Below are 15,283 nucleotides of genomic sequence, written 5' to 3'. Positions count from 1 at the left end.
TGGAGCCGCGAGCAGCTCAACGCTCGCCGCTGCTCAGTCACTGATCATCAAAATACCGCTCATGCCAGTCCACCAGCGGCTGCGGCGAGTTGAGTTTCTGGCCGTAGATCACCGAGTACGACAACACGTTCTGCACGTATTGGCGGGTTTCGTCGAAGGGGATGCTTTCGACCCAGACGTCGAAGCTCAGGTGATCGGCGCCGCGCAGCCACTGGCGCACACGGCCGGGGCCAGCGTTGTAGGCGGCGGAGGCGAGGACGCGGTTGCCATTGAACTGGCTGTGGACCTGGCTCAGGTAAGCCGCGCCTAGCTGGATGTTCTTGTCCGGGTTGAACACTTGCTGTGGCGAGGCCAGGGGGATGTTGAACTTGCGTGCGGTTTCCTTGGCAGTGCCCGGCATCAATTGCATGAGACCGCTGGCACCGACGCTGGAGCGGGCATCGTCCATGAACGCGCTTTCCTGGCGGGTGATGGCGAACGCCCAGCTCGGATGCAGGCCACGAACCTTGGCCTCGCGGACCAGGGTGTCGCGGTAGGCCATTGGGAAACGGATGTCCAGGTCGTCCCAGTATTTGGCCTGGCTGATGGTGCGGATGGCCGGGAAATACCATTTCAAGTCATAGGCTAGTTTCGCCTGGGCGACCATTTCGTCCCGGTTGAAATGACGGCTGACGTGATACCACTCGCGGCGACCATCGACAATTTGCCCTCGCGCATGAAACTCCAGCGCTCGACGTATGCCCGGCGTATTGCGTACTTTGTTAATCAACGCCTGGCTCATGACCAGGGGTTTGTTATTGAGCGAGTAGGGTGACTGAGACCGATCGGCCGCCAGGAAACCGTAGAAATCCCGCTCCCGGGCCAATTGCTTGTAGAGCGTCACGGCTTCGGGGTTCTGCGGCTGTGCCAATTCCAGGCTGCGTGCTTGCCAGTAGCGCCAGCGGTTGGTACTGGCGAGCGACTCAGGCAGGCGGCGGGTCAACTGGTAGGCGTCTTCCCAACGGGCCAGGCGCAGCAGCAGGCGCAAGCGCCATTCCGAGACCGTGTCGTCCCGCAGTTCCGGATCGTATTTGGTCATCACGTCCAGGGCGCGGCTGTCGAAGCGTTTGGCCAGGGTCAGGCCGATTTCCCGGGCGATGGCCACTTTTTCATCCCGGGAAAAATGCATGGTGCTCGCGTAGCCGTCGAGCAATGCCATGGCTTTTTCTGGATCCTGGCGGGCCAGGCGGCGCAGACCGAGGCTGACGATATCGGACATTGGCTCGTCGGCGGGAGCAAAGCGCGACGGCTGGCTGAGCTGCTCGGGCTTCTGCGCAACGTCAACCAGCAGTTTGCCCCGAGGCGCGAGCGTGGTGAGGGCGCTGACCAGACTATTGGCCAAGGGGTAGTTGCGGGCCTGAGCGGCCAGCTTGGCGCGTTCCCAGCGTTTCTGCTCGGTCAACTGGCCCTGGGCCGCCCACATGCCGAACAGCGCGTCGCAGGCCGCAGGCTGCGATTTGCCGGTGAGCCACAATTTCTCGGTGTTGGCGTAGCCTTCGGCTTTCAAGCCGTGACCCAGCTGATACTGGGCATTAAGGCAATCAAGCTCGGTAAAGTTGAGCTTGGGATCGTAGTACTTGACGAAGGTCGCCCAGTCGCCACGCTCGGCCAGCCAGCGCAACCAGCGCAGCTTCATCCAGTTGGCCTGGGGCAGGTCGCCATGCTCGGCGAGGAACTTCTCGATCTCGGCGTTGCTTGCGCTCTTTAGGCGCGCGGTCAGTTCGTCGTAGGCCAGGTACGGCTCCAGCGGATAATCGCGCAGGGCCTGGCTGTAGCGAGAATACGGGCCTGAATCGCCTTTGGCCAAGGCGCGCTTGGCTTCATCGTAATATTGGCGCTGGGTGGAAATATCCACCGCCTGGGCGGTTTGAACGGCAGTAGCACATACAAACAAACAAGATAAGACACTGAAAAGGCGACTGCGCATGATACGTCCGGGCAGAAAAAAACATGACAAGCCCAGGGGAAAACCCGGGGTAACTGCCTGTAGCTTAGCCTTTTGCCAGCAGCCGGCGAAAGCTTTGCAGGGCCGTCGGCACAAGTTCGCAACATTTATTTTGCAGAGTGCTTCTGCGACGAAATTGGCGGACCTATGAGGGCTCTTCTCAGGTAGAATGCGCCCCCGGTTTTTGGAGAAGCTCATGACCCTGCTCAAATTCAGCGATGTGTCCCTTGCTTTCGGCGCGATGCCGTTGTTGGACAAGGTGTCCTGGCAGATCGCCCGTGGTGAGCGGGTGTGCATCATCGGCCGCAACGGCACTGGCAAGTCCAGCATGATGAAGCTGGTCAAGGGCGACCAGAAGCCTGACGACGGTTCCGTCTGGCGTGCGCCAGGCCTGAAAATCGGCGAATTGCCCCAGGAATTGCCGGTGGCCGACGGGCGAACCGTGTTCGACGTGGTTGCCGAAGGCCTGGACGGCGTCGGCGCGCTGTTGGCCGAATATCACCACCTGAGCCAGAACATCGTCACCGATGCCGACCTGGACAAGTTGATGCACGTGCAGCACGACCTCGAGGCTCGCGACGGATGGCGTCTGCAGCAACTGGTCGACAGCACCTTGAGTCGCCTGCAGTTGCCGGCCGACAAGACCCTGGCCGAGCTGTCCGGCGGCTGGCGTCGTCGCGTCCTGTTGGCCCAGGCTCTGGTTTCCGAGCCGGACCTGCTGCTGCTCGACGAACCGACCAACCATTTGGACATCGGCGCCATTGCCTGGCTTGAAGAAGCCCTCAAGGATTTCCAGGGCGCTGTGCTGTTCATCACCCACGACCGTTCTTTCCTGCAGAACCTGGCGACGCGCATCCTCGAACTGGATCGCGGTGGCCTGATCGATTGGAACGGCGATTACGCCAGTTTCCTGGTGCACAAGGAAGCGGCGCTGGCGGCGGAGGAAACCGCCAACGCGTTGTTCGACAAGAAGCTGGCCCAGGAAGAAGTCTGGATTCGCCAGGGCATCAAGGCTCGGCGCACCCGCAACGAAGGCCGCGTGCGGGCGCTGAAGGCCTTGCGCATGGAACGCAGCGAGCGGCGCGAGCGCACCGGCAAGGCCAACATCCAGCTCGATACCGCTGACAAGTCTGGCAAGCAGGTCATGGTGCTGGAGAACGTGAGTTTCGCCCACCCTGGCGGCCCGTTCCTGATCAAGGACTTCTCCATGGTCCTGCAGCGCGGCGATCGCATCGGCTTGCTGGGCGCCAACGGCACCGGCAAGACCACCTTGCTCAAGCTGATGCTCGGCGGCCTGGTGCCGACCAACGGCAAGGTGGAAGAGGGCACGAAGATCGACGTCGCCTACTTCGACCAGCTGCGTCATCAGCTGGATCTGGAAAAGACCGTGATCGATAACGTGGCGGAAGGCCGCGACTTCATCGATATCGACGGCCAGAGCCGCCACGTGCTGAGCTACCTGGGTGATTTCCTGTTCAGCCCCCAGCGTGCCCGCACGCCGGTGAAGGCGCTGTCGGGTGGTGAGCGTGCCCGTCTGTTGCTGGCCAAATTGTTCAGCAAGCCAGCGAACCTGCTGGTGCTCGACGAACCAACCAACGACTTGGACGTGGAAACCCTGGAGTTGCTGGAGGAAGTGCTGCTGACCTTCAACGGCACTGTACTGATGGTCAGTCACGACCGGGCATTCCTCGACAACGTGGTCACCAGCACACTGGTGTTCGAAGGCGAGGGCCTGGTTCGCGAATATGTCGGTGGTTATCAGGACTGGCTGCGCCAGGGCGGCTCGCCGCGTCTGCTGGGTGTGACCGAGAGCAAGTCCGGCAAGGCTGATCTGAATTCAGCGGTCGTCAAGGCCGAGCCGGCTTCGGTTGCCACCGCGGCCGCACCGACGCCTGCGAAGAAAAAACTCAGCTACAAGCTGCAGCGTGAGCTGGAAGCCTTGCCGGGTGATATCGATGCGAAGGAAAAGCAGATCGCCGCGGTGGAGGCCGAGATGGCTGACGCTGGTTTTTATCAGCGTCCACCGGGTGAAACCGCCAAGGTGATCGCGCATCTGGAGCAGTTGCAGGCTGAGCTGGACGCATTGGTCGAGCGCTGGGCCGAACTGGACGCCTGATCGACCGCTCTAAAAAATCCCGGCGTTGAGCGCCGGGATTTTTTTCATCCAAGGTACCGCCCCTGAAGGTTCAGGTGCGTTTGACCAGGTGCACTGCAAGCACGTCGCATGGCGCACCATGCAACACATCGTTGGCGGTGGAGCCTAGCAACAGCGCCAGGCCGTGGCGCCCGTGGCTGCCAACGACGATCAGGTCGCAGCCTTGCTCCTTGGCCAGATGATGGATCTCCTGGCGAGGCTGGCCGTAGGTCAGGTGGCTGTTTTCTTTTTTCAGCGCCGGGTATTTCACGATCAGCCGGTCAAGGCGTTCCTTGGCCTGATCGAATTGTTGCTGCTGCAGTTGGGAAAGATCCATTGGAACGTCACCGCCAAATGCCATGGCCATGGGTTCGACGATGTGCACCAGCGACAGTTTGGTGTCTCGGCCATCGCAAAGGGCGAGGGCGCGCTTGACGACGGGATCGCATTCTTCAGTGAGGTCGACGGCGACCAGGACGTGTTCGTAGTACATGAAAAAGCACTCCAGAGAATGGCGATACGTTAAGTATGGCTGGTTTCAAGCGCATTGAGGGCAACGCAGGTCAATGGCTCATCAAAATTCGGGAGTACAGATATGACGGTCTGGATAGTGGTGTCAATCCTGTTGGTGGTTTTAAGCCCCCTGGCATGGTTGCGGCCGTCCCGTGTCCAGAGTGGTCGAATGGCCCTGCGCATGGAGGCGCGACGCCTTGGGCTGGCCATGCAGCTGGCTCAGCAGGAGTGGCCCCATTGGCTCGGCCAGCAGCCGCCGAACCCTTGCGCGCAGTATCATCGGCCGCGGCGGGGGCGGCAGCCGGTCAGCTGGAGTTACTGGCAAAAGGCGCCGGGCGTGTGGGTCAACCAATGGCAGGAGCCCTGTCAGGACGAATCGCTGCTCAGTCATTTCAGAACATTGCCGGCCAATGTCTACAAGGTCGAGGCTGACGGTCAGATGATCGCCCTGTATTGGGGCGAGAAAGGCGAGGCGAGTGTTCTGCAGGACATTTCTGCTGTGCTCAAGGCGTTGGCCTGAGCAATAAAAAGCCCGATAGCGTCATCGGGCGGGTTGGCCAGGCAGGCCGGTAAACCGTTATATCCGGGCGTGCTTCGAAACGTCCTCCTTCCCAAGCACTCAGATGTGTTGTCACCAGCTTAGCCGGTTCAAATCCGCACGCCTGCAATTAGGGCGACTTTTCTAATAATTGATTCTATGAATGGTTGCCCATGCAGCGTCGTGTTGCGGATCCGTGCGGTACGGAAATGACTGTAGAGTCCTGTTCAAACGCTTGTTTAGGGCGATTGACAATTGTCGGAAATTCCGTGAAGGTGACGTACCCAAATCAAACGGGCGTATGAATTGAGCGTTTGTATTTTCAGAGCGTTCCTACAGACCCCGACTATCGCGTTGACGGGTGTGCCTGGCGGATTGGCGTAGCATCGACGTTATGTCAATGCCAGGCCAGCAGTCAGCGTCCAACGTGTACTGTTCAGCTTCCATATCGTGGAGATCAGTTGATGATTTACGAAGGTAAAGCCATCACGGTTAAGGCTCTTGAAAGTGGCATCGTCGAACTGAAATTCGACCTCAAGGGTGAGTCCGTCAACAAGTTCAACCGTCTAACCCTGAATGAATTGCGGCAGGCCGTAGACACCATCAACGCAGATGCTTCGATCAAGGGTGTGATCGTCAGCAGCGGCAAAGACGTGTTCATCGTCGGCGCCGACATCACCGAATTCGTCGATAACTTCAAGCTGCCCGATGCCGAACTGATCGCTGGCAACCTCGAAGCGAACCGTATCTTCAGCGATTTCGAAGACCTCGGCGTGCCAACCGTCGCGGCCATCAATGGCATCGCCCTGGGCGGTGGCCTGGAAATGTGCCTGGCGGCCGATTACCGCGTCATGTCCACCACGGCCAAGATCGGCCTGCCGGAAGTCAAGCTGGGCATCTACCCTGGCTTTGGCGGTACCGTGCGCCTGCCGCGCCTGATCGGTGCCGACAACGCGATCGAGTGGATCGCCGCTGGCAAGGAAAACCGTGCCGAAGACGCACTGAAAGTAGGCGCTGTGGATGCCGTGGTTGAACCCGGTAAACTCCAGGAAGCGGCGCTTGAAACGATCAAGCGCGCCATCAGCGGCGAGTTCGACTACAAGGCCAAGCGCCAGCCGAAGCTGGAGAAACTCAAGCTCAACGCCATCGAACAAATGATGGCCTTCGAAACCGCCAAGGGTTTCGTGGCTGGCCAGGCTGGCCCGAACTACCCGGCACCGGTCGAAGCGATCAAGACCATCCAGAAAGCCGCGAATTTCGGTCGCGACAAGGCTCTGGAAGTCGAAGCCGCCGGTTTCGTCAAGCTGGCCAAGACCTCGGCTGCACAAAGCCTGATCGGTCTGTTCCTCAACGACCAGGAACTGAAGAAAAAGGCCAAGGCCTACGACGAAATCGCCCGCGACGTGAAGCAGGCCGCTGTACTCGGCGCCGGCATCATGGGCGGCGGCATCGCCTACCAGTCGGCGTCCAAAGGCACGCCGATCCTGATGAAAGACATCAACGAACACGGGATCGAGCAGGGTCTGGCCGAAGCCGCCAAGCTGCTGGTCGGTCGCGTCGACAAAGGTCGCATGACCGCCGCGAAGATGGCCGAAGTGCTCAACGGCATTCGTCCAACCCTGTCCTACGGCGATTTCGGCCATGTCGACCTGGTGGTCGAAGCCGTTGTCGAGAACCCGAAGGTCAAGCAGGCGGTATTGGCCGAAGTCGAAGACAAGGTCAAAGAAGACACCATCCTCGCCTCGAACACCTCGACCATTTCCATTTCGCTGCTGGCCAAGGCCCTCAAGCGTCCGGAGAACTTCGTCGGCATGCACTTCTTCAACCCGGTGCACATGATGCCGCTGGTGGAAGTCATCCGTGGCGAGAAGTCCAGCGAACAAGCCATCGCCACCACCGTTGCCTACGCCAAGAAAATGGGCAAGAACCCGATCGTCGTCAACGACTGCCCGGGTTTCCTGGTCAACCGCGTGCTGTTCCCGTACTTCGGCGGTTTCGCCAAGCTGGTCAGCGCTGGCGTCGACTTCGTGCGTATCGACAAGATCATGGAAAAATTCGGCTGGCCGATGGGCCCGGCGTACCTGATGGATGTGGTCGGCATCGACACCGGCCACCACGGTCGCGACGTGATGGCTGAAGGCTTCCCGGATCGCATGAAAGACGATCGCCGTTCGGCCGTCGACGTGCTCTACGAAGCCAAGCGCCTGGGCCAGAAGAATGGCAAGGGCTTCTACGCCTATGAGACCGACAAGCGCGGCAAACAGAAGAAAGTCGCCGATTCGTCGGTGCTGGAAGTGCTCAAGCCGATCGTCTACGAGCAGCGCGAAGTCACCGACGAGGACATCATCAACTGGATGATGATCCCGCTGTGCCTCGAAACCGTGCGTTGCCTGGAAGACGGCATTGTTGAAACTGCCGCCGAAGCCGACATGGGTCTGGTCTACGGTATCGGTTTCCCTCCATTCCGTGGCGGTGCGCTGCGTTACATCGACTCGATCGGTGTGGCCGAGTTCGTTGCCCTGGCTGACCAGTACGCTGATCTGGGCGCGCTGTACCACCCGACCGCGAAGCTGCGTGAAATGGCCAAAAATGGCCAGCGTTTCTTCGGTTAAGCGCCCAACGACTAGAGCGAGAGAACATTTATGAGCTTGAATCCTAGAGACGTCGTGATCGTCGACTTCGGTCGTACGCCGATGGGCCGCTCCAAGGGCGGCATGCACCGCAACACCCGCGCCGAAGACATGTCGGCGCACCTGATCAGCAAACTGCTGGAACGCAACGTCAAGGTTGACCCCAACGAAGTCGAAGACGTGATCTGGGGCTGCGTTAACCAGACCCTGGAGCAGGGCTGGAACATCGCCCGCATGGCCTCGCTGATGACCCAGATTCCTCACACCGCGGCCGGCCAGACCGTCAGCCGCCTGTGCGGTTCGTCCATGAGCGCACTGCACACCGCCGCCCAGGCGATCATGACCGGCAATGGCGATGTGTTTGTCGTAGGCGGTGTGGAGCATATGGGCCACGTGAGCATGATGCACGGCGTCGATCCGAACCCGCACATGTCGCTATACGCGGCAAAAGCCTCGGGGATGATGGGCCTGACTGCGGAAATGCTCGGCAAAATGCACGGCATTACCCGCGAACAGCAGGACGCTTTTGGCGTGCGCTCCCACCAGCTCGCCCACAAGGCGACCGTGGAAGGCAAGTTCAAGGACGAAATCATCCCGATGCAGGGCTATGACGAGAACGGCTTCCTGAAGCTGTTCGACTACGACGAAACCATTCGTCCGGAAACTACCCTGGAAAGCCTGGCGACCCTCAAGCCGGCCTTCAATCCAAAGGGCGGCACCGTGACAGCCGGTACCTCGTCGCAGATCACCGATGGTGCGTCGTGCATGATCGTGATGTCGGCCCAGCGTGCTCAGGACCTGGGTATACAGCCGATGGCCGTGATTCGTTCGATGGCCGTCGCTGGTGTGGATCCTGCGATCATGGGCTATGGTCCAGTACCGGCTACGCAAAAAGCCTTGAAGCGTGCGGGCCTGGGCATTGCCGATATCGACTTCTTCGAGCTCAACGAAGCTTTCGCCGCACAGGCCTTGCCAGTGCTGAAAGATTTGAAAGTGCTCGACAAGATGAACGAGAAGGTTAACCTGCACGGCGGCGCAATCGCCCTGGGTCACCCTTTCGGTTGTTCCGGTGCGCGTATCTCCGGCACGCTGCTCAACGTCATGAAGCAGAACGGCGGCACTTTTGGGGTGTCCACCATGTGCATTGGCCTTGGCCAGGGCATCGCCACTGTCTTCGAACGCGTCTAAGCGTTACGTTGATGGAAGCCGGGGCCAAGTGCCCCGGTTTTTGTTTTTCCGGGTTTAGTAAAAAAAAGATTTTGTTTTTATTTTGGTAAGACTTGAGCAGGGGCCAAAGCATGCCGATACAACCTGGGCTCTACCAACATTACAAAGGTCCGCAGTACCGCGTATTCAGTATTGCGCGGCACTCCGAGACCGAGGAAGAAGTGGTCTTCTATCAAGCCCTGTATGGCGATTACGGCTTTTGGGTGCGTCCGTTGAGCATGTTCCAGGAGTCCGTCGAGGTTGACGGCGAACAGGTGCCACGCTTTGCTTTGGTGCAGGCCGAGGCGAGCATTTTTTCCAAGGCTTGAGGCCGACATGGGGGCGGGCATGCCCTTGACCTCACCTTGCAGCCACTATATATAGCGGTGCCGCGTCAGGCGCCAACCGCCTTTCACTTTTTTGAATTCAGGAATTTTCTGATCCATGGGCAAATCGCTGGTCATTGTGGAATCCCCGGCTAAGGCCAAGACCATCAACAAGTATCTGGGCAACCAATACGTGGTGAAGTCGAGTATCGGCCATATCCGAGACCTGCCCACCAGCGGTTCGGCTAGCGCCAGCAAAGAGCCGGCCGCCAAGCGCGGCAAGGCAGCTGCCGGTGAAGCGCCAGCGCTGTCGCCGAAAGAAAAGGCGCGCAAGCAGTTGGTCTCCCGCATGGGGGTTGATCCGGAGCACGGCTGGAAAGCCAAGTACGAGATCCTCCCGGGCAAGGAAAAGGTCATCGAAGAATTGCGTCGGCTTGCCAAGGACGCCGACACCATCTATCTCGCGACGGACTTGGACCGCGAAGGGGAAGCCATTGCCTGGCACCTGCGCGAAGCCATCGGTGGCGATGACAGCCGCTACAAGCGCGTGGTGTTCAACGAAATTACCAAGAAAGCCATCCAGGAAGCCTTCTCCCAGCCGGGCGAGCTGGATATCGATCGGGTCAACGCCCAGCAGGCGCGTCGCTTTCTTGATCGCGTAGTGGGCTACATGGTCTCGCCGCTGCTGTGGGCCAAGATCGCCCGTGGTCTGTCGGCCGGTCGCGTGCAGTCGGTTGCGGTGAAGCTGGTGGTGGAGCGCGAGCGCGAAATCCGGGCGTTCATTCCTGAAGAGTATTGGGAAATCCACGCTGATCTTGGCACCGCCAAGGGCGCTACCGTGCGCTTTGAGGTGGCCCGTGAGGAAGGCGAGGCCTTCAAGCCACTCAACGAAGCCCAGGCCATGGCGGCGTTGGAGAAGCTCAAGTCTTCGAGCTACAGCATCGTCAAGCGTGAAGACAAGCCGACCAGCAGCAAGCCGTCCGCGCCGTTCATTACGTCCACGCTGCAGCAGGCCGCGAGCAACCGCCTGGGCTTCGGCGTGAAGAAAACCATGATGATGGCCCAGCGGTTGTACGAAGCGGGCTACATCACGTACATGCGTACCGACTCGACCAACCTCTCGGCGGATGCCGTGGCGATGGCGCGTACTTATATAGAAAGCGAGTTCGGCAAGAAATATCTGCCTGAGACGCCGAATGTCTACAGCAGCAAGGCAGGCGCCCAAGAGGCTCACGAAGCGATTCGTCCGTCCGACGCCAATACCGAGCCAAGCAAGCTGTCGGGGATGGAGCGCGATGCCGAGCGTCTCTACGAGCTGATCTGGCGCCAGTTCCTGGCCTGCCAGATGCTGCCGGCGCAATACCTGTCGACCACGGTCAGCGTCGGTGCTGGCGACTTCGAGCTGCGCGCCAAGGGGCGCATCCTGAAGTTCGACGGTTACACCCGTGTCATGCCGCAAATCACCAAGCCTGGCGACGACGATGTCTTGCCGGACATGGCCCAGGGCGATGTGATGAAGCTGGTCAAGATCGATCCAACCCAGCACTTCACCAAACCGCCGGCCCGTTACTCCGAAGCCAGCCTGGTCAAGGAAATGGAAAAGCGCGGCATCGGTCGTCCTTCGACCTACGCGGCGATCATTTCCACCATCCAGGACCGCGGTTACGTGGCGCTGCACAACCGTCGTTTCTATTCGGAAAAGATGGGTGACATCGTTACCGAGCGCTTGTCCGAGAGCTTCTCGAACCTGATGGACTACGGCTTCACCGCCGGCATGGAAGAGAACCTCGATGACGTGGCCCAGGGCGAGCGGGACTGGAAGAACGTGCTCGACGAGTTCTACGGCGACTTCAAGAAAAAACTTGAAGTAGCCGAGAGCCCTGAGAGCGGCATGCGCGCCAACCAGCCAGTGATGACGGATATTCCGTGCCTGACCTGCGGTCGGCCGATGCAAATCCGTACCGCCTCGACTGGCGTATTCCTAGGCTGCTCAGGCTACAGCTTGCCGCCGAAAGAACGATGCAAGGCGACGGTCAACCTGGTGCCTGGCGATGAAATCGCCGCAGACGACGAAGGCGAATCGGAATCCCTGGTGTTGCGTGGCAAGCACCGCTGCCCTATCTGCAGCACCGCGATGGACGCCTATCTGCTGGATGAAAAGCGCAAGCTGCACATATGCGGTAACAACCCGGATTGCGCCGGCTACGAGATTGAAGAGGGCACCTACCGCATCAAGGGCTACGAAGGTCCGAGCCTGGAATGCGACAAGTGCGGCAGTGAGATGCAGCTCAAGACAGGCCGCTTCGGCAAGTTCTTCGGTTGCACCAATCCGACCTGCAAGAACACCCGCAAGCTGCTCAAGAGTGGTGATGCCGCTCCGCCGAAGATGGACCCGGTGAAGATGCCCGAGCTCAAATGCGAGAAGGTCAACGACACCTACATCCTGCGCGACGGCGCTTCCGGACTGTTCCTGGCGGCCAGCCAGTTCCCGAAAAACCGTGAAACCCGTGCGCCACTGGTGATGGAGATCGTCCCGCACAAGGACGAAATCGATCCGAAGTATCATTTCCTCTGTGAAGCGCCGCAGAAGGACCCGGACGGTCGCCCGGCGGTGATTCGTTACAGCCGCAAGACCAAGGAGCAATACGTGCAGACCGAGGTCGACGGCAAGCCTACTGGCTGGAAAGCGTTCTATGACGGCGGAAAGTGGACCGTTGAAGATAAGCGCTAATTGATGGTGTGTGGGCTCTCTATTGCGAGGGAGCTTGCTCCCGCTGGACCGGTCCGACGTTTCGGGCGCAGTCGCCCCAATAGCCACGGATGAACAGAAGGCCGCATGACAACCCAACGGTTTCATGCGGCCTCTCTGTTTTTGCCTTGCAGTCGCCTCGGTTGATCCACGACACTGTCGTACCTGCGTGACGCTTTTATTTCGTTGGGGAGAATGCCGACATGGCCCACGAACTCTACACCCGCACCAATCAGAAGATTTATTTCGCCGGCCTGTCGCTTGAAGCGCTGACCAAGGCGGAGGAAGGGCGCGCAATGAATGCCCCGGCGCTGGTCCAGGCTGGGCGTGAATCAGTGCTGTTTCATTTGTACGGTGCGTTGCTGGGGCTTTGTCATGAAATTGCCGGTTTCTATCGCTTGCCCCAGGCAAATGCTTCACGGGCCGAGTTGATGTTGACTCCAGAAGTATTGGAAGCCCACGCGATTCCAGAGCTGGCCGAAATGGTCGAGCTGGCCCAAAACCCCGAAACCTGGCTGGCCAGGCTGTTGGCAGCCCATACGGCTTTGTTCCAGCCGCCACGGGCCCCCCGTAAACCCAAGGGTGACGTGACCCAGCCGTTGATCGTTGCGGTCAATCTTGACGAACAAGAGCCGGAGCAGGAGCTGACGCGGGAAGAATTGGAGAGCTGGCGCCAGAATCTCAAAGGCCTGGCTATCCGCTTTCGCGAAGGGCTGAACGAATGCTGAGTTTCATTCGCTCCGTAATGTTCGCTAACGACGCTTGGTCAAGATCCTGAGCGAAGCCCGGCTGATGACTATATAATCCCCGCCTTTCGTGGAGAACAGACTTATATGCCAACGTCCTTTCTAGAAATTGTCGAACTTCCTGATGGCCGCATCGAGTTGCGCAGGGCTGAAGACGAGGGTTCTCTGGTTACCCTGAACTTCTCCGAGGACGCCAAGGTGTTCCTTCAAGGCCAGCACGTCGAGGTCGCCAAGGCGATGCTTAGCGTGGGTGTCCAGATGGCAGGCCGCTTGGTTGAAGGCGAATTCAACAAGGAAGAAGGACCTCGGGTTCTTCATTGATCCCGGCTGTCGATTTTTTACGTCAATATTGCTGGCTTCTCTGCCCTGGAGAAGCCCTGCGATTGTCTTAGCCCAGTCGGATATTCAAGCTTTGCGCATCCCCGATGCGGGCGGCGCTGATCAATTGTTGACGCGCGGTCGCGCTCAAGGGGTTCAGCCAGCTGACCACCGTATGGCTGCGGCCCAGGCGCAACGCTTCGCAAGTCAATTGCTGGGCACTTTGGGTGCCGCGCGGTTGCAGTAACAGGATCCGTTCCCGATTGAGACCGGCGTCCCGCAACCAGGCCTGTGTCACGCTCGCAGGCGGCGCAATCAGCGTCAGCCAGCGAGCATCCTGGTCTTGGCTCAGCTCCCTCAGGATGGGGGCGAGCAGGTTCAGGCAATTTCCAGCTGCACCACGCAACGACAGCTCGCTGAACGCCTCGGGCTCGATACCCCAGGGCGATTCGATGACCTCTTGCAGGACAGGAACCAGCGGTTGGGCCATGAATGCCTCGAACAACGGAAGTTGTGTGTGCTGTGGTGCGTGAGGGAATTGCATAAAGCCTCCTTTAGCGGCGAATGACGCCGACACTCAAGCCTTCGATAACCAGGTCCTGATCTTTCAGGTCCACTTCGATGGGGGCGAACTCTGGATTTTCGGCAATCAGCCAGACCTTGCTGCCGTCGCGCTTGAATCGCTTGACCGTGACTTCATCGCCGATTCGCGCCACCACAATCTGGCCGTTGCGGGCCTCACGCGTGGTGTGGACAGCCAGGAGATCACCGTCGAAGATGCCGATGTCCTTCATGCTCATGCCATGGACACGAAGTAGGTAATCAGCCCTTGGATGGAAGAACGAAGGGTTGATGTTGCAGGATTCCTCGACGTGCTGCTGGGCGAGAATCGGTGCGCCAGCTGCAACACGACCAATGATCGGGAGGGTGGTTTCGTCAGCCTTGGCTTCGAAGCCTGGGATGCGAATGCCCCGCGAGGCGCCAGGGGTCATTTCGATCGCGCCTTTGCGGGCCAGTGCCTTAAGGTGTTCTTCCGCCGCGTTGGGCGATTTGAAACCCAGTTCCTGAGCGATTTCCGCACGGGTCGGCGGGTAGCCGTTGTCTTCTAGGCAGCGTTTGATGAAGGCCAGAATCTCTGCTTGGCGTGGCGTCAGCTTTAGCATATTGATCGCTCTGTCTTTTTATACAGTGACTGGGATTATATACAGTGCGCGGCGCTTGGCAATCCTCCTTTTTTCAGGCGCCGCTGGACGGTCGCCCCGAAGGCTGCAAACGACTGCGCCAAACCTTCTGGAAGGTGTGGTTAAATACCTGACCGGGCGTTCGCAAAACGTCCCGTCAGGCTTGACAACCCCAAGGCTGAAACGTATGTTTCAAACAAGTGTTTGTCAGGCGGAGTAGCCATGGCCCAGTCGGAAACCGTAGAACGCATTCTGGATGCTGCCGAGCAGTTGTTCGCGGAAAAAGGTTTCGCCGAAACCTCGTTGCGTCTGATTACCAGCAAAGCCGGCGTCAACCTGGCAGCGGTGAATTATCACTTCGGTTCAAAAAAAGCGCTGATCCAGGCGGTCTTCTCAAGATTTCTCGGGCCTTTTTGCCTCAGTCTCGATCGCGAGCTGGAGCGGCGCCAGGCCAAGCCCGACGTCAAGCCGACGCTGGAAGAGCTGCTGGAAATCCTTGTCGAGCAAGCCCTTGTCGTGCAGCCTCGCAGCGGCAACGACCTGTCCATCTTCATGCGCCTGCTGGGCTTGGCGTTCAGCCAGAGCCAAGGCCACTTGAGGCGTTATCTTGAGGACATGTACGGCAAGGTGTTTCGCCGCTACATGCTGCTGGTCAACGAGGCTGCGCCGCGAATCCCGCCGATCGAGCTGTTCTGGCGCGTGCACTTCATGCTTGGCGCCGCAGCGTTCAGCATGTCCGGTATCAAGGCATTGCGGGCCATTGCTGAAACCGACTTCGGGGTAAACACTTCCATCGAACAGGTGATGCGGCTGATGGTGCCTTTCCTGGCGGCCGGCATGCGTGCCGAAAGTGGTGTCACCGATGAGGCCATGGCCGCGGCGCAGCTGCGTCCGCGCAGCAAATCCACGCCGGCGCTCGCCAAGGCTTGAGTGCGCGGGTGGGCGCGGCAGCCTACAT

Annotated in this window: 13 protein-coding genes; 9 read left to right on the top strand and 4 right to left on the bottom strand. The window is 59.4% G+C overall.

The window, feature by feature from the left end; genetic code table 11:
- Positions 1-37 precede the first annotated feature (37 nt).
- Entirely contained in the window at positions 38-1,966 is a 1,929-nt protein-coding gene (locus J3P82_RS16690; RefSeq protein ID WP_434557833.1) for a transglycosylase SLT domain-containing protein, read from the bottom strand.
- Between the two features lie 214 nt (positions 1,967-2,180).
- Between J3P82_RS16690 and J3P82_RS16685 the strand changes: the two genes are divergently transcribed.
- A complete protein-coding gene (locus tag J3P82_RS16685; protein WP_434557832.1) occupies positions 2,181-4,100 on the top strand; it encodes an ATP-binding cassette domain-containing protein in 1,920 nt (639 codons plus the stop codon).
- A 70-nt stretch (positions 4,101-4,170) separates the two neighbouring features.
- Here the strand turns inward: J3P82_RS16685 and J3P82_RS16680 are convergent, their stop codons facing one another.
- On the bottom strand, positions 4,171-4,611 hold the full coding sequence (locus J3P82_RS16680; protein ID WP_434557831.1) for a universal stress protein: 441 nt from the start codon (positions 4,609-4,611) through the stop codon (positions 4,171-4,173).
- Positions 4,612-4,713: 102 nt separating this feature from the next.
- Here J3P82_RS16680 and J3P82_RS16675 point away from each other — a divergent pair, with 102 nt between their 5' ends.
- The 7 genes from J3P82_RS16675 to J3P82_RS16645 all read left to right on the top strand — a co-directional run bounded on the left by J3P82_RS16675 (position 4,714) and on the right by J3P82_RS16645 (position 13,147).
- Entirely contained in the window at positions 4,714-5,151 is a 438-nt protein-coding gene (locus tag J3P82_RS16675) for a hypothetical protein (protein WP_434557830.1), read from the top strand.
- A gap of 482 nt (positions 5,152-5,633) precedes the next feature.
- Positions 5,634-7,781, top strand: coding sequence for a fatty acid oxidation complex subunit alpha FadB (gene fadB, locus J3P82_RS16670; protein ID WP_434557829.1), 2,148 nt, complete (start codon positions 5,634-5,636; stop codon positions 7,779-7,781).
- 30 nt (positions 7,782-7,811) lie between these two features.
- The gene (gene fadA / locus J3P82_RS16665; RefSeq protein WP_092197355.1) at positions 7,812-8,987 is read left to right on the top strand and encodes an acetyl-CoA C-acyltransferase FadA; all 1,176 of its coding nucleotides are present in this window, start codon (positions 7,812-7,814) and stop codon (positions 8,985-8,987) included.
- 110 nt (positions 8,988-9,097) lie between these two features.
- On the top strand, positions 9,098-9,334 hold the full coding sequence (locus tag J3P82_RS16660; RefSeq protein WP_434557828.1) for a DUF1653 domain-containing protein: 237 nt from the start codon (positions 9,098-9,100) through the stop codon (positions 9,332-9,334).
- Positions 9,335-9,449: 115 nt separating this feature from the next.
- Entirely contained in the window at positions 9,450-12,062 is a 2,613-nt protein-coding gene (gene topA / locus J3P82_RS16655; RefSeq protein ID WP_434557827.1) for a type I DNA topoisomerase, read from the top strand.
- Positions 12,063-12,283: 221 nt separating this feature from the next.
- Positions 12,284-12,808, top strand: coding sequence for a DUF6586 family protein (locus tag J3P82_RS16650; RefSeq protein WP_434557826.1), 525 nt, complete (start codon positions 12,284-12,286; stop codon positions 12,806-12,808).
- A gap of 105 nt (positions 12,809-12,913) precedes the next feature.
- On the top strand, positions 12,914-13,147 hold the full coding sequence (locus tag J3P82_RS16645) for a hypothetical protein (protein ID WP_003183419.1): 234 nt from the start codon (positions 12,914-12,916) through the stop codon (positions 13,145-13,147).
- 67 nt (positions 13,148-13,214) lie between these two features.
- On the opposite strand, the gene sulA is transcribed toward J3P82_RS16645, so the two are convergent.
- A complete protein-coding gene (gene sulA / locus J3P82_RS16640; protein ID WP_434557825.1) occupies positions 13,215-13,688 on the bottom strand; it encodes an SOS-induced cell division inhibitor SulA in 474 nt (157 codons plus the stop codon).
- 10 nt (positions 13,689-13,698) lie between these two features.
- The gene (lexA, locus tag J3P82_RS16635) at positions 13,699-14,307 is read right to left on the bottom strand and encodes a transcriptional repressor LexA (protein ID WP_186609823.1); all 609 of its coding nucleotides are present in this window, start codon (positions 14,305-14,307) and stop codon (positions 13,699-13,701) included.
- A 240-nt stretch (positions 14,308-14,547) separates the two neighbouring features.
- Between lexA and J3P82_RS16630 the strand changes: the two genes are divergently transcribed.
- Positions 14,548-15,255, top strand: a complete 708-nt coding sequence (locus J3P82_RS16630) for a TetR/AcrR family transcriptional regulator (RefSeq protein WP_013692622.1) — start codon at positions 14,548-14,550, stop codon at positions 15,253-15,255.
- Positions 15,256-15,283: the final 28 nt, after the last annotated feature.

Origin of the sequence: Pseudomonas sp. Z4-20 (genome assembly GCF_051131955.1) — a bacterium.
Lineage (GTDB): Bacteria > Pseudomonadota > Gammaproteobacteria > Pseudomonadales > Pseudomonadaceae > Aquipseudomonas > Aquipseudomonas marvdashtae.
The sequence above is the reverse complement of the archived record's forward strand: the minus strand, read 5'-3'. Positions and strand labels throughout refer to the sequence as shown.